This window comes from Faecalibacterium intestinale (genome assembly GCF_040096575.1).
Taxonomy (GTDB): Bacteria; Bacillota; Clostridia; order Oscillospirales; family Ruminococcaceae; genus Faecalibacterium; species Faecalibacterium intestinale.
On sequence record NZ_JBBMEN010000012.1, the window covers coordinates 1 to 22,905 of the forward strand.

Genomic DNA, 22,905 nt, shown 5'->3' on the forward strand with positions numbered 1-22,905 from the left:
CGCTCAAGTATAATACCACACCCCGGGGCGCTTGTCAACACTTTTTGACAAGTTTTTTCCAATTTCTTTGCGCGGGGAAAAAGCTCCTGTTTTTCTCCTATTATAATAACCGTCTTTTCTTGACAAGGCGGCGGGCAAAACGTATTATGGAGTCATTCCAGTATCCTGTATAGGGTAGCTATACTTATTATATAAAGGAGAAGCACCATGTCCTGTGTCAACATCCGCGGCTGCCGCATCGGGGAGGGCCGCCCCAAGGTCATTCTGCCCATTGTGGAGCGCACCGAAGCCGCTATTCTGGAAAAGGCCGTGCAGTTTTCAACGTTGCCGGCCGATTGTGTGGAATGGCGGGCGGACTGGTTCGAGGGCTTTCAGTCCCCTGCTGCCATCGCCCGCTGCATACAGAAGCTGCGGGTCGCCCTGCGGGACAAGCTTCTGCTGGTGACCTTCCGCACCAAGGCAGAGGGCGGTGAGCAGGCGCTCTCCCATCCCGAATACCTTGCCTTTCTGCGCCTGATCCTCGATACCGACTGCGCCGACCTACTGGACATCGAGTTCTTCACCGCCGGGGCAGACCTACCCAAGCTGGTGGAACAGGCGCATTCCGCTGGAGTTGCAGTGGTGTGCTCCAGCCATGATTTTGCCAAGACCCCGCCACGGGCAGAGCTCGTCTGTCGCATGGTGCAGATGCAGCAGGCCGGAGCCGACCTGCCCAAGCTGGCTGTAATGCCCCAGTGCCGCACCGATGTACTGGAGCTGCTGGCTGCCACTGCCGAAATGGCCGACCTTCACCCGGAAACGCCGGTCATTACCATGAGCATGGGGGCGCTGGGCGCGGTGAGCCGTCTGGCTGGGGAGGCCTTCGGCTCTGCCATGACCTTTGCAAACCCCGGGCAGGCCAGCGCACCGGGGCAGGTATCACTGGACATCGTAAATGAAGTGCTGGATGCACTACATTTGTAACCAACAAATCGGAACTTGTCGGGGCAAAGCCCCTCCATCTTGCTGCGCAAGACCGCTCCGTCGCTTAAAAGCCCCACTGGGGCTTTCATTGCTGCGCTGCGCGCTTGCAAACGCGAATTTATATATAAAGGAGAATATTGATGAAACTGTTTTTATGTTCGCACTTTTCAAGCGTAGGAAGTCTGATAAAGGAAGAAATTGAAAATAAAAAAGTCGCATTTATTCCAACAGCTTCGCTGCGTGAAGGCTACACCGGTTATGTCGGCTCGGCTCGAAAATTATTCAAAAAGTTGGGAGCAATCGTAACTGAAATTGATATTTCAGCGGAGACTTATTCAACGATACAGTCTGTTTTTGAAGATGCGGATGTGATATATTTTACCGGCGGAAATTCTTTTTTCCTTATAGACCAGCTCCGTAAAACGGGAACGGATGAGCTGTTGAAGAAAGAATTGGCAAAGGGAAAACTGATGATTGGTGAATCGGCAGGTGCGATTATATGCGCTCCAAGCATCCAATATATCGAGCAAATGGATGAAAAGCCGGAGGACTACTCACAAGAAGATGATGCAGGGCTTGATTTGATTGATTTCTATGTTCTTCCGCATTATCTTACAGCACCATTTAAGAAAGTTACCGAGAAAATAATGACTGAGTTTTCAGATTTGAATCTATGCCCAATTAACAACCGTCAGGGAATTGTAATTGATGGTGAAGGTTCAAAGGTTATTTGCAAAGACTAATTTGTCGCACATCCTGCCTAAAACATAAACCGGAACGATCTTCCCTTTTTCGGGTGGATCGTTCCGGTTTTTATGTTATATTGAAAATCTTTTTATGCCAGCTTGGCTTCCAGACGCTCACGGATGGCCTTGATGAAGCCCTCGCTGTCCACAGCGGTGGGGGTGATGCCCTCTGCCAGACCGCACAGGTCCTTGGTCATGATGCCCTCGTTCAGGGTCTGCAGGCTTGCGGCTTCCAGTGCTTCGCCAAAGTGCACCAGCTCCGGCAGGTTGTCCAGCTCGCCGCGCTTCTTGAATGCGCCCGACCATGCAAAGATGGTGGCCATGGGGTTGGTGGAGGTCTTTTCGCCCTTCAGATACTTATAATAATGGCGGGTGACGGTGCCGTGGGCGGCTTCGTACTCGTACTTTCCGTCCGGGCTGACCAGCACGCTGGTCATCATGGCCAGCGAGCCAAAGGCGGTGGAGACCATATCGCTCATCACATCGCCATCGTAGTTCTTGCACGCCCAGACAAAGCCGCCCTCGCTGCGGATGACGCGCGCCACGATATCGTCGATCAGGCTGTAGAAATAGGTGATGCCGGCAGCTTCAAACTTTTCCTTGTACTCGGCATCGTAAGTCTCCTGGAAGATGTCCTTGAAGGTGTGGTCGTACTTCTTGGAGATGGTATCCTTTGCGCCGAACCACAGATCCTGCTTCACGTCCAGTGCGTAATTGAAGCAGCTGCGGGCAAAGCTGCGGATGGAATCATCCTTGTTGTACTGCCCCTGCAGCACACCGGCACCCTCAAAGTCAAAGACGGTGGCGCGCTGCTGGCTGCCGTCTGCGCCGGTGAACACCAGCTCTGCCTTGCCTGCACCGGGAATGCGGAACTCGGTGCACTTATACACATCGCCGTAGGCGTGACGGGCGATGGTGATGGGCTTTTTCCAGTTCTTGACCACCGGATGGATGCTGTCGATCATAATGGGTGCGCGGAACACAGTGCCGTCCAGCACGGCGCGGATGGTGCCGTTGGGGCTCTTCCACATCTCGTGCAGCTTGTACTCCTCCACGCGCTGAGCGTTGGGGGTGATGGTGGCGCACTTGACCGACACCCCATACTTCTTGTTGGCGAGGGCGGCATCCATGGTCACCCGATCTGCGGTGGCATCGCGGTTGGGCAGACCCAGATCGTAGTACTCGGTCTTAAGATCCACAAAGGGGAGGATCAGCTCGTCCTTGATCATCTTCCACAGGATGCGGGTCATCTCGTCGCCGTCCATCTCCACCAGCGGGGTCGTCATCTTGATCTTTTCCATAGCAGGGTTCCCTTTCCTCTATCGGTTGTGTATTTTATGCCCCGGGTCGGGGCGTTCCGGTTATTTGCGGTAGGCGGCTGCCAGCTTTTCAAAGGCGGGCAGGCTGCGCTTTACCTTTTCGGTGTCGATGCAGTAGGCAAGGCGCACATAGCCCTTTACCCCAAAGCTGTCGCTGGGCACCAGCAGCAGGTCGAACTCCCGGGCTTTCCGGCAGAAGGCGTTAGCATCCTCTTCCAGTGCCTTGGGAAAGATATAGAAGGTGCCTCCCGGGCGCTCCACTTCAAAGCCCAGCGCGGTGAGCTTCTGGTACAGCAGCTCCATGTTGGTCTGGTAGACTGAAAGGTCGCTGGTCACCTTCTGGCAGCGGTTGACCGCCCGCTGGATGATGCTGGGCGGGCAGTTGTGGCCGGTAAAGCGGGAGATCTGGCTCATCATGTCCACAAGGATGTCCTCCCCCTCGCACCCCGGGCGCACCGCCACATAGCCCAGACGCTCGCCGGGCAGGCTCAGGCTCTTGGAGTAGGAGAAGCAGGTCAGGGTGTGGGGGTAGAACGCCGCCGGGTAAGGCACGGTCTTGCCGTCAAACACGATGTCCCGGTAGGGCTCGTCACTGACCAAGAAGATATTGTGTCCGTACTGGGCGCTTTTTTCGGTCAGAATCGCCGCCATGCGGGTCAGGGTATCGGCAGAGTAGACCACGCCGGTGGGGTTGTTGGGGGTGTTGATGAGCACGCAGGTGACCTTTTCGGTCAGCATCTGTGCAAAGGCATCCAGATTGGGCTGGAAGGTGGGTTCCTGCGGCGGCACCACCCGCAGCACTGCGCCGGTGCCCGCCACATAGGGGCCGTACTCCGGGAAGTAAGGTGCAAAGGTCAGCACCTCGTCCCCGGGCTGGGTCACCGCCCGGATGGCGTGGGCGATGGCACCCGCCGCGCCGGTTGTGGGGAAGATGTGCTTTTGCGCGTAGGGCAGGCCGAAGGTCTCGGTCAGATGCGCCGCCACAGCGGTGCGGAAGCCCGGGTCGCCCTGACTGGGGCAATAGCCGTGCAGGCTTACCGGCTCTTCCTGTGCCAGCAGGGTCTGCATGGCTTCGGTAAACTCCGGCGGGCAGGGCACGCTGGGGTTGCCCAGTGAATAATCGAACACATTCTCGCTGCCGATCTGGGCAGCACGCTGTCTGCCATACATGAAGGTCTCGCGGATGACGCTTTTGTTGTTCAGCATGGCGCGGTAGGTTTCGTTCAGCATACTACTTTCCCTCTGCTTTCCTTATGGCAACACCGCACAATTTCCGCCTTACGGCTTAAGCACCACTCCGGCGGCTGCGGCACGGCATCTGCGTTGCCAAAATGCTCGATAATACACAAAGTATTATCTGTGCTTTTGGCTTAGCATCTGCCGCACCTCACTCGCCGTATCGGCACTTAGAATTATGCGGTATTGCCTTATATCGCAAAGCCCGTGCGGGGCGGCTCCCCCTCATTTATGAGCCGCAGCCGTATAGCTCTGTTCCAGCTTGATAATGCAGTTGTAGGCGGGGTCCTGTGCCTTGATGAACTGTTCCATCTGGGTCAGCAGTTCCACCTTGTCCCCGGCATAGCCCGCCGGGAGCACCAGATCAAAAAGCACATTGGTGTGGGTCTTGCCCGGCACGATGCGCAGGTCGTGCAGTGAGAGCGCCGGGTCCAGCTGACGCAGCTTTTCGGTCAGGCGGCTGCGCAGCACCCCCACGGCGGCGTCCGAGGTGACGATGGGGTCATAGTGGATGGTCACCATCAGATGGTCGTGCTTCATAAAGTCCCGCTCGATGTTGTCGATCAGGTCGTGCGCTTCCAGCGGGTCCTGCTCGGCGGGCAGCTCCACATGGATGGACGCAAACTGATGGCCGGGGCCGTAGTCGTGCACCATCAAATCATGTACGCCCAGCACGCCGGGATAACCCATCACAGTCTGTTCGATATGCTCCACCAGATCCTCGCTGGGGCTTTCACCCAGCAGCGGGCTCAGGGTATCCATCACCAGCCCCCAGCCGGAGATCAGGATAAACACTGCCACGCCCACGCCCATCAGGCCGTCCAGCACGTCCCAGCCGGTCACACGGCAGAGGATGGCAGCCACCAGCACGGCAGCGGTGCTCAGCACGTCGTTGCGGCTGTCGGCGGCGGTGGCAATAAGGGTCTCCGAAGCAATAATGCGGCCAATGGTGCGGTTGAAGCCGCTCATCCACAGCTTGACCAGAATGGACACCACCAGCACCGCCACGGTCAGCCAGCCGAACTGCACCGGGGTGGGGTGCAGCGCCTTGGTGACCGACTCCTTCAGCAGGGAAAAGCCGATACCCAGAATGGTCACGCTGACCACCAGCCCCGCCAGATACTCAAAACGGGCGTGGCCGTAGGGATGCTCAGCATCCGGTGCCTTGGCGGCCAGCTTAAAACCCACCAGACTGACGATATTGGAGGAAGCATCCGAAAGGTTATTCAGTGCATCGGCAGTGATGGCGATCGAGCCGAACAGGGTGCCCACCACAAACTTGCCCAGACAGAGCAGGATATTGCACACCATGCCCACCACACTGGCCAGATTGCCGTAGGCGGCACGGACGCGGGAATCCTGCGGAGAATTGGGACGGCGTATAAACAGACGGATCAAAAGCTGCGTCATAAAAGCTCCTTTCAGGCTGCGCATTTTCAGCGCACCCAATGTCCTTCTAGTATAGCATTTTACTTTATGGTTTTAAAGGCGTTTCAAAAATTTCATCCCATTACGCCGGATATCAAACCGGGTTGCCGCACAAAAAGCCCCGGCGGCCATGCGGTCGCCGGGGCTTTTCGGAGATTTTGGGACTGTCTGTTCACAGTCTCTTGTAATTAAGGAGGAGTGCTCAGTTTTTTATCACAGGATCGGGCTTTCGAGGTCGCCGGTATCAGCGATGCCGTGCTTCTCGGCGTAGCCGGTCAGCATCAGGGTCAGCGCGCCGTCACCGGTCACGTTGCAGGCGGTGCCGAAGCTGTCCTGCAGGGCGAAGATGGCCAGCATCAGAGCCGTACCGGCGTTGTCGAACATCAAAACACCGGTGATCAGACCCAGAGAAGCCATGACAGTGCCGCCGGGCACGCCGGGTGCGCCGATAGCGAAGATGCCGAGCAACAGGCAGAACAGGATCATGGTGCCAACGCTGGGCAGCTTGCCGTACAGGATCTTGGAAACGGTCATGCAGAAGAACACCTCGGTCAGCACAGAGCCGCACAGGTGGATGTTTGCAAACAGGGGGATGCCGAAGCTGACCATGTCCTTACGCAGGACCTTGCTCTTGCGGGCGCACTCCAGCGCCACACCCAGCGTAGCAGCACTGGACATGGTACCGACAGCGGTCAGGTAAGCGGGGCCGTAGTGACGCAGCACTTCCCAGGGGTTCTTGCCGGAGTAAGCACCGGCCAGCAGGTACAGCACAGCCAGCCAGATATAGTGACCGGCCATGACGATGACGATGATCTGCAGGAAGGCGGGCAGCTGATGGGTGATGGTGCCCTCGTAGCTCAGGCCGCAGAAGGTAGCGGCAATGTAGAAGGGCAGCACGGGGATGATGACCTTGCTCACGATGTCCAGCACGATGTTCTGGAACTCGGCCAAAAAGTCGCAGGTCAGCTTGCTGTTGGTCCAGGTAGCAGCCAGACCCACCAGAACGCTCAGCACCAGAGCGCTCATAACGCTCATGATCTGGGGAATGTTCAGCTCAAAGACGACACCCGGCAGCTCGCGCAGACCGGCAACATTGTTGTCGATGGACAGGTGGGGGATCAGGCCGTAGCCGGCGCCCATGCTCATGAAGGCTGCGCAGACAGAGGACACATACGCGATGACGATGGCCACTGCCAGCAGGCGGGAGGCGTTTTTGCCCAGCTTTGTAATGGACGGAGCAATGAAGCCGATGATGATCAGCGGCACACAGAAGGTAATGAGCTGACCCATGATGTACTGCAGGGTCACCACAACGCCCATGGTGCTCTCGTTGAACAGCTGGCCAAGGATGATACCAACAAGAATGCCCAGCAAAAGCCGGAAGGGCAGACTATTGAATAGCTTTTTCATAACTTCAGTACCTCTTTCTTTTTGCCCCGGAAAGGGGGCTAGGTGGGGAGACTTATTCCGTCTCCGGGAGGTGTTTGTTCAGCATCAGATCAAGGATCACGCTGTCGCTGGTGCCGTGGGTACTCAGAGTGGCAAAGTTGTCCAGCGTATATTCCACATTGTGCTCCACGATGCCATCGGTGCTCTGCACCCGCACGCCGCGCACACCCATGGCAGCTGCCTGACAGGCGGCGTTGACGCAGGTGGAGATCTTCAGCGCACAGTCGGCCTTTGCACCATCGCATACCATGCCGGTGATGTTGCCCACCATGTTCTGGATGGTGCAGCATACCTCGTGGTAGCCGCCGCCCAGCAGGTAGGCAATGCCGCAGGCTGCGCCGGTGGCGGCTACGGTTGCACCGCAAAGGTTGCTCAGGCGGCCAAACTTAGCCTTGATGCGGATTGCGATCAGGTTGGAAAGGGTCACGGCGCGGAGCATCTTCTCCTCGTCGATGTCCAGCCAGCGGGCAGTAGCTACGACAGGCATGGTAGCCGTAATGCCCTGATTGCCGCTGCCGGAGTTTGCCACCACCGACACCGGCGCGCCTGCCATGCGGGCGTCCGCACCGGCAGAAGCAGCGACCATGGCGTTGGTGGTCAGGTCGCGGGTCATCAGACCCTTGCGGCAGTTCAGCTCCAGATTGCGTCCAATGGCAAGGCCGTATTCCTTGGCAAGACCCTCGTCGCTGATGGTCGTGTTCACCTGTACGGCGCTGCGGATGATGTCGATGGGGTCGTGCAGGGGGTCCAGCTCCTCCGTGCAGTAATCCCAGATGGAGCGGACGGTCAGAAATTCTGCGATCTGCTCCGGGGTCACCACATCGCTGTCCCCGGCGGCGGCAGAGTCGGTGTGCTGCTTGTCCAGCGTAGCTACGCCGTCCTGCTCCACCAGCACCACGTTGGTGTGCAGGTCCCGCACCACCGCGCGGCCGGTGTGGCCGTCAGAAGTGACAAGCACCTCAATGTAGAGCTTCTGCGGCACCTGTGCCACCTCTACCCTGACCTTGCCTGCCCCGACAAGGGCTGCGGCTTCTTCCATCTGCTCCCGGGGCACATAGTTCATGACCTCCAGCAGGTGGACGGGGTCGCCGCCTACGGCACCAATGGCGGCGGCGTAATCCATGCCCTGATACGAGGTGCCCGGAATGCCCGCCGACATGGCGTTTTTGATAATGTTGATGCTGGCGCGGACGGTCACGGCTTCTACCCGTGTGCCGCCTGCCTTGCGGAGTGCTGCGCCCGCCTCTGCGGCGGTGAGAGCAACTGCGCCGGGCTCCGTACAGCCCGTAGCCAGCTCCATCTCACTGTTCAGGATGCGAACGAACATCTGTTTATCCATTTGGTTCACCGTTTCTTTTCTTCCCGTGCGGGGGAACTTACTTTACAGCAATGCACTCGATCTCCAGCGGAGCGCCCTTGGGCAGCTTGCCCACCTGCACCGCGCTGCGCGCGGGGTAGGGCTGCGCAAAATACTCGCCGTACACCTTGTTCATCTCTGCAAAATCGTTGATATCCGCCAGAAACACCGTAGTTTTGACCACATTGGCCAGTGTCATCTCCTGCTGTGCCAGAATGGCCTGGATGTTCTTGAGGGACTATGCAGTCAGCGAGGTTGCCGCCCAGCTAGGCTCCTCGGAAGCCACCATTTACCGCTACCTGAGCAAACTGAAGTGACATTCCTCAACAGCGCAAGCCCGGAAGGTCTGCAACCTTCCGGGCTTGCGTTTATTTTTAGCAGCCTTCTTTTTCAGCCAGCTTGCGGCCCATCAGCACGCCCATGACCGAGGCCATCATCAGTCCGCGCGTCCAGCCGGAGGAGTCGCCCAGACAGTGCAGACCCTGAATGTTGGTGTCAAGGTTCTCGTCCATCTTCACCTTGTTGGAGTAGAACTTCAGCTCCGGGCTGTACAGCAGCGTCTCGTTGGCGGCAAAGCCGGGCACCACCATGTCCAGCATCTTGATGAACTCGATGATGTTGGTCATGGCGCGGTAGGGCATGGCGGCGGTGATATCACCGGCTACGGCGTCCTTCAGCGTGGGCTTCACGTTGGACTGTGCCAGCTCCTTCTGCCACGTGCGTTTGCCGTCCAGAATATCGCCGTAGCGCTGCACCATGATGTGGCCTGCGCCCAGCATATTGGTCAGCTCGCCCACCTTCTGTGCGTAGGCGATGGGCTGGTTGAAGGGCTCGGTAAAGTTGTGGGACACCAAAATGGCAAGGTTGGTGTTCGGGCTCTTCTTTTCCTTGAAGCTGTGGCCGTTGACCACCGCAAGGTCGTTGTCGTAATTCTCCTGCGCCACAAAGCCGCCGGGGTTCTGGCAGAAGGTGCGCACCTTGTTCTTCCAAGGCTTCGGGTAGCCGATGAGCTTGGACTCATACAGCACCTTGTTCACCTTTTCCATCACCTCGTTGCGGCACTCCACGCGTACACCGATGTCCACGGTGCCGGGCTTGTGGGCGATGTGGTGCTCTGCGCAGAGCTTTTCCAGCCAGTCTGCGCCGCGGCGTCCGGTGCCGATGACCACCTCGTCCGCGTACACGGGCAGCAGGCTGTCGCCGTCCTTCAGCAGAACGCCCTTGCAGCCTTCCTCTTCCAGAATGATGTTCTCGCACTCGGTATTGAAGCGCATCTCCACGCCGTTGTCTGCCAGATAGTTCTGGATGGCAAGATACAGCTCCTGCGCCTTCTCAGTGCCCAGATGACGGATGGGGCAATCCACCAGCTTCAGACCCGCGTGGATGGCGTTTTTGCGGATCTCCTTGATGTCCTCACCGGTGTAGATGCCCTCCACATGGGGGTCGGCGCCGAACTCCAGATAAATTTTATCGGTGTAGTCGATGAGCTCCTGCGCAAATTCCTCTCCAATGAGGGTGGGCAGGTCGCCGCCCACCTCGTAGGAAAGGCTCAGCTTGCCGTCCGAAAACGCGCCCGCACCGGAAAAGCCGGTGGTGATGGCGCAGGTGGGGCGGCAGTTGACGCAGTGGCCTACCTCTGCCTTGGGGCAGTGGCGCTTTTCCACCGGCTTGCCCTTTTCCACCAGCAGCATCTTCTTTTTGCTGCCGTGACGCAGCAGCTCCACAGCGGTAAAGATGCCGGCAGGGCCCGCACCCACGATGATCAGATCGTACTTTTCCATGATTTTGTTCCTTTTCCTGTTATAGATTTGCTTGTTTATGCTTTTGGGCAACGTGCTCGCCCTCTCAGTCAAAGCCTGTCGGCTTTGCCAGCTCCCCCAAAGTGGGAGCCCTTGGCAGTCCACGCAAACTTCATCTCTTTGCCAAGGCCTCTCCCTTTGAGGAAAGACTTCCCCCGCGCCGGGGGAAGATGTCGCGCAGCGACAAAAGGGGGAGTGTGTCACCGTAGGTGACGGAGAGGGCGAGGTCGTTTCCCTTTACTCCCGCTCCTCCTGTTCCACGGTGGCGCTCTCGTCCACATGATCCAGTTCCACGGCGGTGGCTTCCGCGTCAGCATGAGCCACATCCGGGGCGACAACGCCGTCGCCGTTCAGATCCTCGCCGGTGATGGATTCCAGCACGGACTGGGTCTCCGGGTGCAGCTTTGCAAAGCGGCGCACGGCCAGCACGGTATACAGAGCGCTGAGCAGGTTGATGGCACCTTCCACGATCAGGATGACGCCGATGGCCATCACCAGCGTTTCCATGGCACCGAAGGGGTTTGCGATCAGGATGACGCCCAGCACCACGCTGAGCACCGGCAGCAGCAGAAAGCCCTTCCAGCTGTCGTAGCCGCAGCGGCGCAGGTCCAAAGCGTTCTGCACCCGGCCAATGGCGTCAAAGATGACGAACAGGCCGAACACGATGGGCAAAATGCTTACCACGATATCGCTGCGCAGCAGCAGAAAAACGCCCAGTGCAAGGCAGACAAGGCCGGAGATCAGGGTAAGCTGGCTCTGGAACACCCCGCGCTCCACCACAAAGTAGCGGATCAGCTGCACCGCTGCGCAGGCCAACACCACGCCGCCCAGCGCATAGCAGACGATGTTCAGCGCCGTGCCGGGCTTCATGACCAGAAAAATGCCCAGTCCGACATACAGCAGGCTCATGAGGATCAGGTTCCACTTCAGCTTTTTTACCATAGAGATCACGTTCCTTTCGTTTGCAGGGCCGCTGCCCGCACCCGGGTCAGTGGTACAGGGGTGCGATGGTGGTTTTGTTGATACGGGCATAGAAGGCCAGGCTCATCAGGATGCTGACGACTTCCGCAATGAGGAAGGCCCACCAGACATTGTTGACGCTGCCGGTCTGTGCCAGCAGCCACGCTGCCGGCAGCAGCACGAACAGCTGGCGGCAGACCGAAACGATCAGGCTGAAAACGCCGTTGCCCAGCGCCTGAAACACCGAGCTGAGCACGATGCTGACGCCCGCCAGCAAAAAGTGCAGGCAGATGATGCGCATGGCCGGGATGCCGATGGCCAGCATGGCGTCGCTGGCGGCAAAGATGCTCAGCACCAGCCCGGGTGCGAACTGGAAGATGCAGAAGCCCGCCAGCATGATGCCTTCGGCGTAGCACACCGACAGCTTGATGGTCTTTTTCACGCGATCCGGTCTGCGGGCACCATAGTTGTAGCTGATGATGGGCACCATGCCGTTGTTCAGGCCGAAAATGGGCATGAACACGAAGCTTTGCAGCTTGAAGTAGACGCCGAACACCGCCACCGCCGTAGCGGAGAAGGCCATCAGGATCAGGTTCATGCCAAAGGTCATCAGGCTGCCCACGCACTGCATGGCGATGCTGGGCAGACCCACGGTGTAGATGCGGCCAATGGCCTTGGCGCTGGGACGGAAGCCCTTGAAGCTGATCTGGATATCCGGGTTTTTGCGGGTGTTGAAGTACAAGGTCATGCCTGCACCGCAGAACTGGCCGATGACTGTAGCCACCGCCGCGCCGGTGGTGCCGGACAGCGCCTGCCCGCAGTAGCCGAAGATGAAGATGGGGTCCAGAACGATGTTGACCACGGCACCCACCAGCTGGCTGATCATGCTCAGCTGGGTGCGGCCGGTGGCCGCCAGCAGCTTTTCGCCCATGGTCTGGGTGAAAATACCCAGACTGAAGATGCAGCACACCGAAAGATACCGGATGCCCTGCTGCGCGATGACGGGGTCACTGGTCTGGGCGTAGAAGTAGGGCTTCATGCAGGTAAGGCCGATGACAAAAAACACCGCAAAGCTGCACAGGGAAAGGAAGATGCCGTTTTCTGCGGTGGCGTTGGCACGGCTCTGGTTCTTTTCGCCAAGGCTCTTGCTCAGCAGGGCGTTCACGCCCACGCCGGTGCCCACGCCTACGGCGATCATGACATTCTGCAATGAAAACGCCAGCGATACGGCGGTAAGGGCGCTCTCGCTGACATGGGACACGAACACCGAATCCACCACGTTGTACAGCGCCTGCACCAGCATGGAGATCATCATCGGGATGCTGAGCTTGAGCAAAAGCGGGTTGATCTCCATGGTGCCCATGATGTTTTCCCGCACCTCGGCGGGTGCGGTCTGCGATTGATTTGTTTTCACGATTTCTCCTTGCCGGAAACGTGGGCAGGGCGCAGAAGCGCCCTGCCCACGTTCTGTCGTTGTTTATTGGGTCTGGCCGGGGGTCACAGCGTCTTTTCCTTTGCGGCGGCTGCGTCCAGGATCATCTTCACGCAGGTCTCGCGGCCAAGGGCGGCGTTGATGGCCAGATCGTAGTTGTGGGCATCGCCCCAGCGGTTCTGGGTATAGTAGTTGTAGTAGGCCGAGCGGTTGCGGTCGGTCTTTTCCACCTCGTCCTTGATGCCCTTTTCGTCCTTGGCCTTTACCAGAGGGTTGGTCTTGGCGTACTGCAGGCGCCACTCCTTGGGTGCATACACGAACACCCGCAGCACATCCTTGCGCTCCCGCAGGACGTAGTCACCGCAGCGGCCAAGGATCACGCAGGGGCCTTCCTCAGCCAGCTGCTTGATGATACGGCTCTGCAGAATGAACACCTGATCGCCCAGCGGCAGCTCGTTGCCCATGGTGTACAGGCTGTACAGCAGGCTGTGGGTATGCCGTTTCTCGCTGGCGGCAACAGCCTCCTCCGACAAGCCGGAGTTCTTTGCTGCCATGGTGATCAGCTCCTTGTCGTAAAGCTTGATGCCCAGTGCATTTGCCACGTCCTCTGCGATGTAGCGTCCGCCGGTGCAGTACTCACGGCCCAAAGTGATGATCGTCTTTGCCATAATGTGTTCCTCCTGTTTCATATATCGCCCTGAAAAAGCTTACGGCTGTGCCGGGGCGTCCCCGGTCTGGCCGCTGGCTTGGGGTTCTGTGCTCGCGGGCGCGGGCTTCGGCTTCGGCAGCCGTACCTCTGCTACCCGCATGGTGCCGGTCTGGTCCACTGCATACACACTGTAGCGCCCGCCTGCGGCCAGCAGCTCCGGCGGGAACTGTACCCCGCCGTCCTCGGTGCGGGTACAGCGCAAAAAGGTGCGGTGGGCGGTGGTGGCGTGCGCCACGCCATCGTGGGGCGCGCAGGCGATCCAGCCGGAAAAATCCTCCGGCAGGTCTGCGGGCTCTCCCCTCCGCTCAAAGTAGTAAGTGCCCGGCTGGGTGCCGGCGTGCAGCTCGCAGCGCAGCCGCCGGGGACGGTCGGCCTCAGCCTCCCGCTGCTTTGGCCGCAGGGCAATGGCTTTGCCGGTAAAGTAACGCATAAAATCCACCAGCGCCATGGTGCAGTTCACTGCGCCGTCAGTATCGGCGGTGGGGTCGTTCAGCAGCACAAAATCTGCCATTACGGCGTCATCGTGGCCAAAGCCGCGCAGCCCCATCCACAGCCGCGTCGGGTCGCGCTGGCCGCGCACCCGCCGCTCCACCTGCACTGCCACCGAGCAGCCGTCGTGGATCTGCTCCCGCAGGTCGGCAAGGTCCATCCATGCCTGCCAGCAGGGATAGCCGCAGCAGCCTGCGGCGGCCGCAGCAAAGGCGGTGTTGCCGGTAGAGCGGGTGCTGCCGTCCTCCATGGCGTAGGCCACTTCTTCCGGCAGGATATCCTCGCCCCAGCGGTTCATCAGCGCCGCCATGACCAGCGGCAGATCCATCTCCCGCCCAAAGCTGGGGTCGTGGGCGGAAAGGCAGTATTCCGGCAGATAGAGCCGCCGGTTCAGCGGGTGGCCGTTGTGCTTTTCCCACGCAAGGGGGCGCACCGCCGCCGCCAGCAGACGCACCGCCGGGGTGACTTTATCGTTGTTGGTGGAAAGGTTCACCTGCAGCTGCACGCCGGTGCCGCCGCCCGGGGCAGCTACCGTGACGGTATCGCCCATCAAAAAGATCATGCCGTCCTCGCTGTGGCTGGACACGCTGCACCGGGGATAATCCGGTGCCCACTTGCCAAAGCTCATCCAGCCCGTCCACGCCCCTGCCGCATATACCCGGCAGCGCACCTCCACCATGGTGTCCCGGGGTGCGTGGGCGTTCCAGCTGACGTTCAGGTTGCAGAAGGCCGGCATGGCAAACTCCGGGGTGGTGTAGCTGCCGTACAAAAGGCTGCGCCCTGCCACGCTGTCCAGCACCAGTGCGCCATTTTCCAGCGCAACGTTGTCCAGCTGCCCGCGGGAAAAGGTCTCTGTCCCCTGCAGCACAAGATTATTCCGTTGTTCCATGGGACATCGCTCCTTTCCGCAGTTTTATCGCTTATTCTTCCGGGGTGTCGTCGTCGGCGTAGTCCTCCTTGAGGGCGGCTTCCAGCTCGGCGTCCTTCATTTTGCGGATGTTCTCCTCGATGTGGAACACCCGGTCGATATCACCGTACACGATCTGGCAGGACACCTCGGTGACGAACCAGAAACCGAAGATCAGCATCAGCAAAAGCCCCAGCGGCATACACAGGATCACCACGCCCCAGAACAGCACCTGCACGATGGCGGCAGCCAGTGCGTGGGGCAGAAAGGCGATCATGCAGTTGATGCTGTTTTTCAAAGTCAGGCTCAAAGGCTGATCCAGCAGCACCACCTGCGGCCACATATAGGCAAACAGCATCTGGAACAGCACCAGATTGAGCACCGTAGCCACCCACAGCGGGATGCCCACGTTCGTGCCGTGGTACAGCATATTGAAGCAGAAATAGACGAGGAAGATCTGCAGCGTGACCACCACGGTGTACAGCACGCCCGGCGCAAGGCTGGCTTTAAAGTTGCGCTTGAACGCCTTGCGGTAGGTCACCCACCAATAGCCCGCCTCGTCGCGCAGTGCGCGCAGGACGGTATCGTACATTCCTGCCAGTGCCGGGCCCGCCAGCAGACCGCCTACGGCGGCGCTGCCCAGCATCACCGGCAGGCTGTTCTGCAAAAAGCCGATGTACACCAGACAGATGACCGGTGCAAACCCGATGCAGGTCAGCAGGTTTGCAAGGAACATCCCGTTCATATCACGGCCTACAAGCTCAAAAAAGCGGCCGATGCCGGTCTTGCGGGGGGCGTCCTTTTCGACACCCTTTCCGGCCTTGAAATCATTGGCAGAAGGAAAAAGACCCATAGTAACTGCGGTACCTCTCTTACGTTTTTAACCGGCACCGCAGGCGTTTTGTCTGGAAAGTGCCATTGTGCTAACTTTACAGATATAAATATACCTGTATTTTGTCAACTTTGCAAGATACAACCGGGGCTAATTGTAAAAAAATATTTATCTCTCCCTTTTTTGTGCAAAGTGTGCTACAATGACAATGGCATTTTTTGCAATAGGAGGAAACTATTATGAGCATTCTTCGCACCATTGCGATGTTTATTTATCTGTTCGGGTACATGATCCTGCATTACAGCATTCTGCGCCGCGCCGAGCGCGCCGCAGCCGCCGGAGATACCGCCACCGTGGAGCAGATCGTGAACCAGCATATCCCCCGCTGGAGCCGGGGCATTTTAAAGGTGACCGGTGTGTCCCTGTCCGTGGAAGGGCTGGAGAACATCCCCAAAGACCGCCCCTGCGTGTTTGTGGCGAACCACCGCAGCTACTACGACATCCCCTTGCTGCTGGCCGGGCTGGAAAAGCCCCACGGCATCCTTGCCAAGGAGGAGCTGGAAAAGATCCCCCTGCTCAACCGCTGGATGAAGCTGCTGGGCTGCGTGTTCGTGCAGCGTGACGATGTGCGCGCCTCGGTGCGGGCGCTGAACGATGCCACCGCCATCGTGGAGGGCGGCCGCAGCTTTGTCATCTTCCCCGAGGGCACCCGCTACAAGGGCGAAGAGGGCGGCGCAGGCGAGTTCAAGGCCGGTGCTTTCCGCATTGCGGTCAAGACAAGTGCCCCGGTGGTGCCGGTGGCTGTGACCGGTGCCCGCGCCCTGTTTGAGACTAACGGCAACCGCTGCCGCCCGGGCAGTGTGCGCATCAAGATCATGCCCCCCATCCAGACCGCCGGCATGAGCAAGGCCGAGCAGAAGCAGCTGCCCGATGCCGTGCGCCAGAGCATTCTGGCTGCACTGAAGTAACAGCCTTTCCCGCCCGTTTCATCACACAGGAGAACTATTTTATGGCAAGCTACCGTTACGAACGCGACATCGACCCCAAGGACCTCAAGCCCCGCAAACAGCGGCAGTACAGCCGCAAGGAGCGCTGGGCAAACTGGTGGGACTACAACCTGAAATGGGTGCTCATCTTCGGCATTGCGGGTGCGTTCGTGGCGTACTGCTTTATCGGGCAGTATTTCCTGACCACCCACCCGGATTACAACGTGGCGGTGGTCAGCCCCCACTACCTGCCCGAAGCCACCGTCACCGCCCTGCAGCAGCAGCTTGCCGCCTATGGCGAGGACTGCAACGGCGATGGCAAGGTGGTGGTGAAGCTGAACCAATACACCATGGCCTTCAACAGTGAGGACTCGGACGCCTATCTGGATATGGCGGGCACCACCAAGCTTTCCACCGATATCCAGAGCTCCCTCAGCTCCATCTTTATCCTGTATGACCCCGCTGGCTTCCAGCAGACCACCGGCACGTTGCGGTATCTGGACGGCCATCTGCCCAAGTCCGATGCCGACAGCGACTGGTGGAACATGGTCTACCGCTGGACGGACTGCCCGGTGCTGACCGGGATGGAGCTGGGCAGCTACACCTCGGACGCGGTGCAGAGCGCCAGCGGCGACAGCCAGCAGCTGCTGGCAGATTACTATATCGGCATCCGGGGCGCATGGCTGAAGGAATCCGCTTCCCTGCTGGAAAACAGCGAGCCCCTTTGGGCAAGCCTGACCGCCGGGGCGGTTTCCACCGCCGGGGAGGGGCATTAAAGATGCGCTTCCGCATCAAAGCCGGCGGCCCCGCTGCCCGGTTCACCTTTGACCGTACTCCCAAGCCCCAGCCGCCCGCGCCGCCTGTCCCCCGCGCCGCAGACCTTGATAACCCCTACGGGCGCTATTACGGCAAAGCCCGCAGCTGGGAGGATATTTTGAAGAATAAATAGTTGAACTCCCCCAGTCATCGCTGCGCGATGCCAGCCCCCTCGGAGATGGGGCCTTTGGCAAAGAGGTAAAGTTTGCTTTCTCGCCAGAGGCTCCCTCCCAGAGGGAGCTGTCAAAACCGTCAGGTTTTGACTGAGGGAGTTCTGTTTCAACGCACCCACCGTTCGTTTTCCCTGCTTTTCAGGGCGCAAAAACGGACTGTGGGTGCGTTTCTGTTTTCTATTTTCGTCTTTTTACCCATGGCTGATTTGAAATTTTCTCCACCCTCAAATGGAGGGCGGTTTGTTGTTTCCCTGTCCCGGTTATGGTATACTTACTAGGTATCCCCGCAAAAACCGACCAAAAAGGATGTGACCCCCATGGACGCACTGGAACAAGCCCGTGCCGAGATCGACACGGTGGATGCGCAGCTGGCTGCGCTGTTCGAGCGCCGGATGGCTGCTGTTTTACAGGTGGCCGAATATAAGCGGGCGCACGGCCTGCCCATCTACGATGCCGCCCGGGAGGCCGCCGTGCTGGAAAAGGCCGCAGCCCGCATTCAGCAGCCCGCGCTGCGCCCTTACTATAAAGACCATGTCCAGCACCTGATGGATCTTGCCAAGCAATACGAAGCCGCTGTGCTGGGACGTAATCGCGCCGCCTATCAGGGAGTGGAGGGGGCGTTTGCCCACATCGCCCTCAAGGCGCTGTTCCCCCACGCCGAAGCCGTGAGCTATTCCACGTGGGACGAGGTATTCGAGGCCGTTGCCGCGGGCGAAGCCGCTCACGGCGTAGTACCCTTTGAAAACAGCCACGCCGGGGACGTTTCCGCCGTGCTGGACCTGTGTTATAACCACCCGGAGCTGTGGGTGGTGGATGTGTACGACCTGCCCATCTCCCAGAATCTTCTGGTGCTGCCGGGCACCCAGCTTTCCCAGCTGCGCACGGTGTACAGCCACCAGCAGGCCATCGCCCAGAGCGAGACCTTTTTAAAGCAGTTCCGTCTGCCCGCCACCGCCATGGCCAACACCGCTATGGCCGCAAAGTTCGTGGCAGAAAGCGGCGATGCGACAAAGGCCGCCATTGCCAGCGCCGAGACTGCCGCGCTGTACGGGCTGGAAATTCTGGTGCCCAACATCAACACCGACGGCGACAACACCACCCGGTTCATCGTGCTCAGCCGCGAAAAGCCCACGGCGGGCAACCGGTTCTCGCTGCTGTTCACGGTGGACAACAAGCCCGGCAAACTGGCGGAGGTGATTCAGGTCATCGGTGCCAGCGGCTTCAATATGGAGTCCATCAAGAGCCGCCCCATGCCGCACGTCCCCTTTGAATATTATTTTTACGTAGAGCTGGTGGGCGATGCCGCCGCCGGCGAGACCGCCGCGCTGCTGCGCGAGCTTGACCGCACCTGCCGGACGGTGCGGCTGTTAGGAGTGTATACAAAATGAGTGATTTTATCGGAACCAAGCTGACCATGAATCTGGGCGAGCGCAGCTACGACATCATCGTCAAGCGCGGCTCGCTGGAAAACCTGTACCAGTTCGCCCGGCTGGACCGCCGGGTGGCGGTGGTCACCGACAGCGGTGTGCCCGCACAGTACGCACAGATGGTAGCTGACCAGTGCAAGGACGCCACCATCATCACCGTGCCGCAGGGCGAAGCCAGCAAGAGCTTTAAAATTCTGGAAACTGTGCTGCGGCAGATGCTGGACTTCGGCATGGGGCGCGGCGACCTTGTGGTAGCCGTGGGCGGCGGCGTGGTGGGCGACCTTGCCGGGTTTGCCGCTTCCATCTATATGCGCGGCATTGATTTTATCAACTGCCCCACCACCACCCTTTCCATGATCGATTCCTCCATCGGCGGCAAGACCGCCGTGGATCTTGGCGACACCAAAAACATCGTAGGTGCTTTCTGGCAACCCAAGCTGGTCATCGTGGACCCGGACACCCTGTCCACCCTGCCCCGCCGCCACTTCATCAACGGTCTGGCCGAGGCCGTCAAGGCAGGTCTCTTGGCTGACCCGGAGCTGTTCTCCATCTTTGAAAAAGAGGACGTGGACGACCGCATCGGCGAGATCATCTGCCGCAGCCTGCGCTTTAAAAAGAGCATCGTGGAGCAGGACGAGACCGAGCAGGGTATGCGCAAAGCGCTGAACTTCGGCCACACCATCGGCCACGGCATCGAAGCCGTGAAGGGCATCAAGGGACGCCGCACCACCGGCCTGTTCCACGGCGAGTGCGTGGCGCTGGGAATGCTGCCCATGATCGAATCCAAGGCGCTGCAAAAGCGGGTGCGCGGCGTGTACCGCCGCTTAGGCCTGCCCACCCGCACCGCCTACGATAAGGAAAAGGTACTGGCTGAGATGCTGCACGACAAAAAAGCACAGGGCGGGCAGATCACCATCATCAAGGTGCCCGGCCTTGGCTGCTGGCGCGCCGAGACCATCCCTGTGGAGGGGCTGCGCCCGCTGCTGGGCATGGAGGACTGACCCATGAAAAACACCTTTGGCAGCGACCTTTCGCTGACCATCTTCGGCGAGAGCCACGGCCGCGCCGTGGGCGCGGTGCTGGACGGCATGGCCGCCGGTGTGCCGGTGGACGAGAGCTTTCTCGCCGCCTGCATGGATAAGCGCCGTGCCCGGGGCGACGGCCTTTCCACCCCCCGGGTGGAAGCGGACGCGGTGCAGCTGCTGTCCGGTGTGGTAAACGGCCACACCACCGGCACCGCCATCGCCCTGATGATCGAAAACCAGAACACCCGCAGCGCGGACTACGCCAAGACCGCCGACCTTCTGCGCCCCGGCCACGCGGACTTTACCGCCTACGCCAAGTACCACGGCTTTCAGGATGCCCGGGGCGGCGGGCACTTTTCCGGCCGGGTGACCGCTGCCCTTGTGGCGGGCGGCAGCATCGTGCTTGCCGCATTGCAGCGGGCGGGCATTGATATCACCACCCACATTGCCCGGTGCGCAGATATTGCCGATACGCCCTTTGCGCTGGACGACCCCGCTGCCCTTGCGGCACAGGCGGAGACGCTTGCCAGTAAGACCGAGGGCTTTGCGGTGCTGGATGCCGCCGTGGAAGAACCCATGAAAACTGCCATCCGCGCCGCAGGTGCCGAGGGCGACAGCGTAGGCGGCGTGCTGGAGACTGCCATCCTCGGCCTGCCCGCCGGCATCGGCGAGCCTTACTTTGACAGCGTGGAAAGCGAGATCGCCCACTTGGCCTTTTCCGTCCCGGCGGTCAAGGGCATCGAGTTCGGCACCGGCTTCGGCTTTGCCGGGCTGCGTGGCTCGGAAGCGAACGATGCCTTCCGCATGACGGCAGAGGGCGCGGTGGTCACCGCCACCAACCACAATGCGGGCATCAACGGCGGCATTGCCAACGGTATGCCGGTGGTGTTCCGCACCGCCGTCAAGCCCACCCCCAGCATCTACAAGCAGCAGGACACGGTGGACTACATCGCAAAAAAGGACGCGCAGCTGTCCATTCAGGGACGGCACGACCCCTGCATCGTGCCCCGGGCCGCCATTGTGCAGACCTGCGCCGCCGCCCTTGCGGTGGGCGATCTGCTCACCGCCCGGTACGGTGCCCGGTGGATGACCGACCCCACCGGCTACCGGAAGGAGGACTGAGATGGAATACGGACTCATCGGCGGCAAGCTGGGACACTCCTACTCCAAGACGATCCATGAGCTGCTCTGCGGGTACAGCTATGAGCTGTGCCCCCTGCCCACCGAGGCAGACGCCCGCGCCTTTTTGCAGCGGCGGCAGTTCAAGGCCATCAATGTGACCATCCCCTATAAAAAACTGGTGATGGATTACTGCTCCTTTATCGACCCCCGCGCCCGCGCCATCGGCGCGGTGAACACGGTGGTGAATAAAAACGGCCTGCTCTACGGCTACAACACCGATTATCTGGGCTTTGCCCACCTGTGCGAAGCCCACGGCGTGGAGCTTGCGGGCAAGACCGTGCTCATTTTAGGCACCGGCGGCACCCATAACACCACCCGCGCGGTGGCACTGGACAAGGGCGCTGCCAAGGTGCTGACCGTCAGCCGCACTCCCGACCCGGAAAAGGGCGAGCTGAGCTACGCCGAAGCCGTGCGCAGCGGCGCACAGGTGGTATTCAACACCACCCCCGCCGGGATGTACCCCAACGTGGGCGTGTGCAGTCTGGACGTCGCCGCCCTGCCCGGGCTGGAAGCCGTGGTGGACGTGGTCTATAACCCCAACAAGACCGAACTCATCCTCCGCGCCGAGGACGCCGGTGTGCCGGTAGCCGTAGGCGGGCTGGAGATGCTGGTGGCACAGGCGGTGTACGCCGCCGAATACTTCCTTGGCCGCAAGTTCGAGGACGCCCCGGCTGAGGTGCGGCGCATCACCGCCGCGCTGCGCCGCGAGACGCTGAACATCGCCCTTGTGGGAATGCCCTCCTGCGGCAAATCCACCCTTGGCCGCCTGCTGGCAAAGCTGCTGGGCAGACCGCTGGTGGATCTGGACGAGGAGATCGTCAAGGCAGACGGACGCAGCATCCCGGATATCTTTGCCGCCGAGGGCGAAGAGGGCTTCCGCGCAAAGGAAGCCGCGCAGATCGCCCGCTTCGGCAAGGAAAAGGGGCTTGTGCTCTCCTGCGGCGGCGGCGCGGTGAAGCGGGCAGAGAATGTCCGCGCCCTGCGCCAGAACGGCGTGGTGCTGTTCATCGACCGGCCGGTGGAAGCGCTGGCTGTGGGCGGCGACCGCCCGCTTTCTTCCAGCGCCGAAGCGCTGCGCACCATGGAAGCCCAGCGCCGCCCGCTGTACCTTGCCGCCGCAGATGCGGTGATTTCTAACACCGGCACGCTGGCCCAGACGCTGGCAGCTGCACAGGAGGCACTGGATGAAATTTTTGATTCTTAACGGGCCAAACATCAATCTGGCGCGCTGGTCTGAGCCCGGCGTGCCCGGCGAAGTGGACTACACCGGCCTGATGGACTATGTGCAGGCGGGCTGCGACCAGCTTGGCATCGAGACGGACATCTGCCAGTCCAACCACGAGGGCGATTTGATCGACGAGATCCAGTCCGCCCCGGGGCGGGTGGACGGCATCGTGCTGAACCCGGGCGGCTACGCCCATTACAGCGTAGCCATTCTGGACGCACTGCGGCTGTGCAGCGTGCCCGCCGTAGAGGTGATGCTGGACGCCCCGGACGAGCGCGAGCCCTTCCGCAAAACGGACGTGGTGTCCTTTGGCTGTCAGGGACATTTTATCGGCGAAGGCCCGCAGGGCTACCTGCACGCCTGCATCTGGCTGGCGCAGCTGCTTCGCACCGACGGCTCCAGTAAGGCACATATCGTGATGTAAAGAACAAACAGGAAAGGAACG

At 60.1% G+C, this 22,905-nt stretch carries 22 protein-coding genes; 10 read left to right on the forward strand and 12 right to left on the reverse strand.

What is annotated here, in order from left to right; genetic code table 11:
- Positions 1–207 precede the first annotated feature (207 nt).
- Both aroD and WMO20_RS09070 read left to right on the forward strand, forming a co-directional pair.
- The gene (aroD, locus tag WMO20_RS09065; RefSeq protein WP_349186560.1) at positions 208–963 is read left to right on the forward strand and encodes a type I 3-dehydroquinate dehydratase; all 756 of its coding nucleotides are present in this window, start codon (positions 208–210) and stop codon (positions 961–963) included.
- A gap of 140 nt (positions 964–1,103) precedes the next feature.
- Complete coding sequence (locus tag WMO20_RS09070) at positions 1,104–1,706, forward strand: Type 1 glutamine amidotransferase-like domain-containing protein (protein ID WP_316545362.1); 603 nt, start codon at positions 1,104–1,106, stop codon at positions 1,704–1,706.
- 92 nt (positions 1,707–1,798) lie between these two features.
- Here the strand turns inward: WMO20_RS09070 and WMO20_RS09075 are convergent, their stop codons facing one another.
- The 12 genes from WMO20_RS09075 to WMO20_RS09130 form a co-directional block, all read right to left on the reverse strand.
- Positions 1,799–3,010, reverse strand: a complete 1,212-nt coding sequence (locus WMO20_RS09075) for an NADP-dependent isocitrate dehydrogenase (protein WP_349186563.1) — start codon at positions 3,008–3,010, stop codon at positions 1,799–1,801.
- 60 nt (positions 3,011–3,070) lie between these two features.
- Positions 3,071–4,258 (reverse strand): pyridoxal phosphate-dependent aminotransferase, encoded by a 1,188-nt coding sequence (locus WMO20_RS09080; protein ID WP_349186564.1) that lies wholly within the window; start codon positions 4,256–4,258, stop codon positions 3,071–3,073.
- 231 nt (positions 4,259–4,489) lie between these two features.
- The gene (locus tag WMO20_RS09085; RefSeq protein ID WP_349186565.1) at positions 4,490–5,674 is read right to left on the reverse strand and encodes a cation diffusion facilitator family transporter; all 1,185 of its coding nucleotides are present in this window, start codon (positions 5,672–5,674) and stop codon (positions 4,490–4,492) included.
- Positions 5,675–5,905: 231 nt separating this feature from the next.
- Positions 5,906–7,102: a dicarboxylate/amino acid:cation symporter gene (locus tag WMO20_RS09090; RefSeq protein WP_349186566.1), complete on the reverse strand. Its 1,197-nt coding sequence runs from the start codon at positions 7,100–7,102 to the stop codon at positions 5,906–5,908.
- 52 nt (positions 7,103–7,154) lie between these two features.
- On the reverse strand, positions 7,155–8,480 hold the full coding sequence (locus WMO20_RS09095; protein WP_349186567.1) for an L-cysteine desulfidase family protein: 1,326 nt from the start codon (positions 8,478–8,480) through the stop codon (positions 7,155–7,157).
- Positions 8,481–8,517: 37 nt separating this feature from the next.
- The gene (locus WMO20_RS09100) at positions 8,518–8,697 is read right to left on the reverse strand and encodes a Rid family hydrolase (RefSeq protein ID WP_349186569.1); all 180 of its coding nucleotides are present in this window, start codon (positions 8,695–8,697) and stop codon (positions 8,518–8,520) included.
- A gap of 175 nt (positions 8,698–8,872) precedes the next feature.
- Complete coding sequence (locus WMO20_RS09105; protein WP_005921675.1) at positions 8,873–10,279, reverse strand: NAD(P)/FAD-dependent oxidoreductase; 1,407 nt, start codon at positions 10,277–10,279, stop codon at positions 8,873–8,875.
- A gap of 255 nt (positions 10,280–10,534) precedes the next feature.
- On the reverse strand, positions 10,535–11,239 hold the full coding sequence (locus WMO20_RS09110) for an HdeD family acid-resistance protein (protein ID WP_316545352.1): 705 nt from the start codon (positions 11,237–11,239) through the stop codon (positions 10,535–10,537).
- Positions 11,240–11,285: 46 nt separating this feature from the next.
- Positions 11,286–12,671, reverse strand: coding sequence for an MATE family efflux transporter (locus WMO20_RS09115; protein ID WP_349186571.1), 1,386 nt, complete (start codon positions 12,669–12,671; stop codon positions 11,286–11,288).
- Between the two features lie 83 nt (positions 12,672–12,754).
- Positions 12,755–13,357, reverse strand: a complete 603-nt coding sequence (locus WMO20_RS09120) for a cytidylate kinase-like family protein (RefSeq protein WP_055186304.1) — start codon at positions 13,355–13,357, stop codon at positions 12,755–12,757.
- Between the two features lie 39 nt (positions 13,358–13,396).
- Positions 13,397–14,776, reverse strand: coding sequence for a hypothetical protein (locus WMO20_RS09125; protein ID WP_349186572.1), 1,380 nt, complete (start codon positions 14,774–14,776; stop codon positions 13,397–13,399).
- A 31-nt stretch (positions 14,777–14,807) separates the two neighbouring features.
- Positions 14,808–15,647, reverse strand: coding sequence for a DUF624 domain-containing protein (locus tag WMO20_RS09130; RefSeq protein WP_256265941.1), 840 nt, complete (start codon positions 15,645–15,647; stop codon positions 14,808–14,810).
- Between the two features lie 218 nt (positions 15,648–15,865).
- Between WMO20_RS09130 and WMO20_RS09135 the strand changes: the two genes are divergently transcribed.
- From WMO20_RS09135 to WMO20_RS09170, 8 genes are all read left to right on the forward strand, one after another.
- Entirely contained in the window at positions 15,866–16,594 is a 729-nt protein-coding gene (locus WMO20_RS09135) for a lysophospholipid acyltransferase family protein (RefSeq protein ID WP_349186573.1), read from the forward strand.
- A gap of 41 nt (positions 16,595–16,635) precedes the next feature.
- Entirely contained in the window at positions 16,636–17,388 is a 753-nt protein-coding gene (locus WMO20_RS09140) for a hypothetical protein (protein ID WP_349186574.1), read from the forward strand.
- 2 nt (positions 17,389–17,390) lie between these two features.
- Positions 17,391–17,561 carry a hypothetical protein gene (locus WMO20_RS09145; RefSeq protein WP_181573081.1) on the forward strand — a complete coding sequence of 57 codons (171 nt, stop codon included), beginning with the start codon at positions 17,391–17,393 and terminating at the stop codon, positions 17,559–17,561.
- 357 nt (positions 17,562–17,918) lie between these two features.
- A complete protein-coding gene (locus WMO20_RS09150) occupies positions 17,919–18,989 on the forward strand; it encodes a bifunctional chorismate mutase/prephenate dehydratase (RefSeq protein ID WP_349186577.1) in 1,071 nt (356 codons plus the stop codon).
- Positions 18,986–20,029, forward strand: a complete 1,044-nt coding sequence (aroB, locus tag WMO20_RS09155) for a 3-dehydroquinate synthase (RefSeq protein ID WP_112091408.1) — start codon at positions 18,986–18,988, stop codon at positions 20,027–20,029. Before WMO20_RS09150 ends, aroB begins: the two co-directional genes overlap by 4 nt.
- Before the next feature lie 3 nt (positions 20,030–20,032).
- Entirely contained in the window at positions 20,033–21,175 is a 1,143-nt protein-coding gene (gene aroC / locus WMO20_RS09160; protein ID WP_349186580.1) for a chorismate synthase, read from the forward strand.
- A gap of 1 nt (position 21,176) precedes the next feature.
- Positions 21,177–22,439 (forward strand): shikimate kinase, encoded by a 1,263-nt coding sequence (locus WMO20_RS09165; protein WP_349186582.1) that lies wholly within the window; start codon positions 21,177–21,179, stop codon positions 22,437–22,439.
- Positions 22,420–22,884 (forward strand): type II 3-dehydroquinate dehydratase, encoded by a 465-nt coding sequence (locus WMO20_RS09170; RefSeq protein ID WP_015537199.1) that lies wholly within the window; start codon positions 22,420–22,422, stop codon positions 22,882–22,884. Before WMO20_RS09165 ends, WMO20_RS09170 begins: the two co-directional genes overlap by 20 nt.
- Positions 22,885–22,905 lie beyond the last annotated feature (21 nt).

Coding starts and splice junctions, on each gene's coding strand:
- aroD (WP_349186560.1), top strand. CDS start 208: ATGTCCTGTGTCAACATCCGCGGCTGCCGCATCGGGGAGGGCCGCCCC.
- WMO20_RS09070 (WP_316545362.1), top strand. CDS start 1,104: ATGAAACTGTTTTTATGTTCGCACTTTTCAAGCGTAGGAAGTCTGATA.
- WMO20_RS09075 (WP_349186563.1), bottom strand. CDS start 3,010: ATGGAAAAGATCAAGATGACGACCCCGCTGGTGGAGATGGACGGCGAC.
- WMO20_RS09080 (WP_349186564.1), bottom strand. CDS start 4,258: ATGCTGAACGAAACCTACCGCGCCATGCTGAACAACAAAAGCGTCATC.
- WMO20_RS09085 (WP_349186565.1), bottom strand. CDS start 5,674: ATGACGCAGCTTTTGATCCGTCTGTTTATACGCCGTCCCAATTCTCCG.
- WMO20_RS09090 (WP_349186566.1), bottom strand. CDS start 7,102: ATGAAAAAGCTATTCAATAGTCTGCCCTTCCGGCTTTTGCTGGGCATT.
- WMO20_RS09095 (WP_349186567.1), bottom strand. CDS start 8,480: ATGGATAAACAGATGTTCGTTCGCATCCTGAACAGTGAGATGGAGCTG.
- WMO20_RS09100 (WP_349186569.1), bottom strand. CDS start 8,697: ATGACACTGGCCAATGTGGTCAAAACTACGGTGTTTCTGGCGGATATC.
- WMO20_RS09105 (WP_005921675.1), bottom strand. CDS start 10,279: ATGGAAAAGTACGATCTGATCATCGTGGGTGCGGGCCCTGCCGGCATC.
- WMO20_RS09110 (WP_316545352.1), bottom strand. CDS start 11,239: ATGGTAAAAAAGCTGAAGTGGAACCTGATCCTCATGAGCCTGCTGTAT.
- WMO20_RS09120 (WP_055186304.1), bottom strand. CDS start 13,357: ATGGCAAAGACGATCATCACTTTGGGCCGTGAGTACTGCACCGGCGGA.
- WMO20_RS09125 (WP_349186572.1), bottom strand. CDS start 14,776: ATGGAACAACGGAATAATCTTGTGCTGCAGGGGACAGAGACCTTTTCC.
- WMO20_RS09130 (WP_256265941.1), bottom strand. CDS start 15,647: ATGGGTCTTTTTCCTTCTGCCAATGATTTCAAGGCCGGAAAGGGTGTC.
- WMO20_RS09135 (WP_349186573.1), top strand. CDS start 15,866: ATGAGCATTCTTCGCACCATTGCGATGTTTATTTATCTGTTCGGGTAC.
- WMO20_RS09140 (WP_349186574.1), top strand. CDS start 16,636: ATGGCAAGCTACCGTTACGAACGCGACATCGACCCCAAGGACCTCAAG.
- WMO20_RS09145 (WP_181573081.1), top strand. CDS start 17,391: ATGCGCTTCCGCATCAAAGCCGGCGGCCCCGCTGCCCGGTTCACCTTT.
- WMO20_RS09150 (WP_349186577.1), top strand. CDS start 17,919: ATGGACGCACTGGAACAAGCCCGTGCCGAGATCGACACGGTGGATGCG.
- aroB (WP_112091408.1), top strand. CDS start 18,986: ATGAGTGATTTTATCGGAACCAAGCTGACCATGAATCTGGGCGAGCGC.
- aroC (WP_349186580.1), top strand. CDS start 20,033: ATGAAAAACACCTTTGGCAGCGACCTTTCGCTGACCATCTTCGGCGAG.
- WMO20_RS09165 (WP_349186582.1), top strand. CDS start 21,177: ATGGAATACGGACTCATCGGCGGCAAGCTGGGACACTCCTACTCCAAG.
- WMO20_RS09170 (WP_015537199.1), top strand. CDS start 22,420: ATGAAATTTTTGATTCTTAACGGGCCAAACATCAATCTGGCGCGCTGG.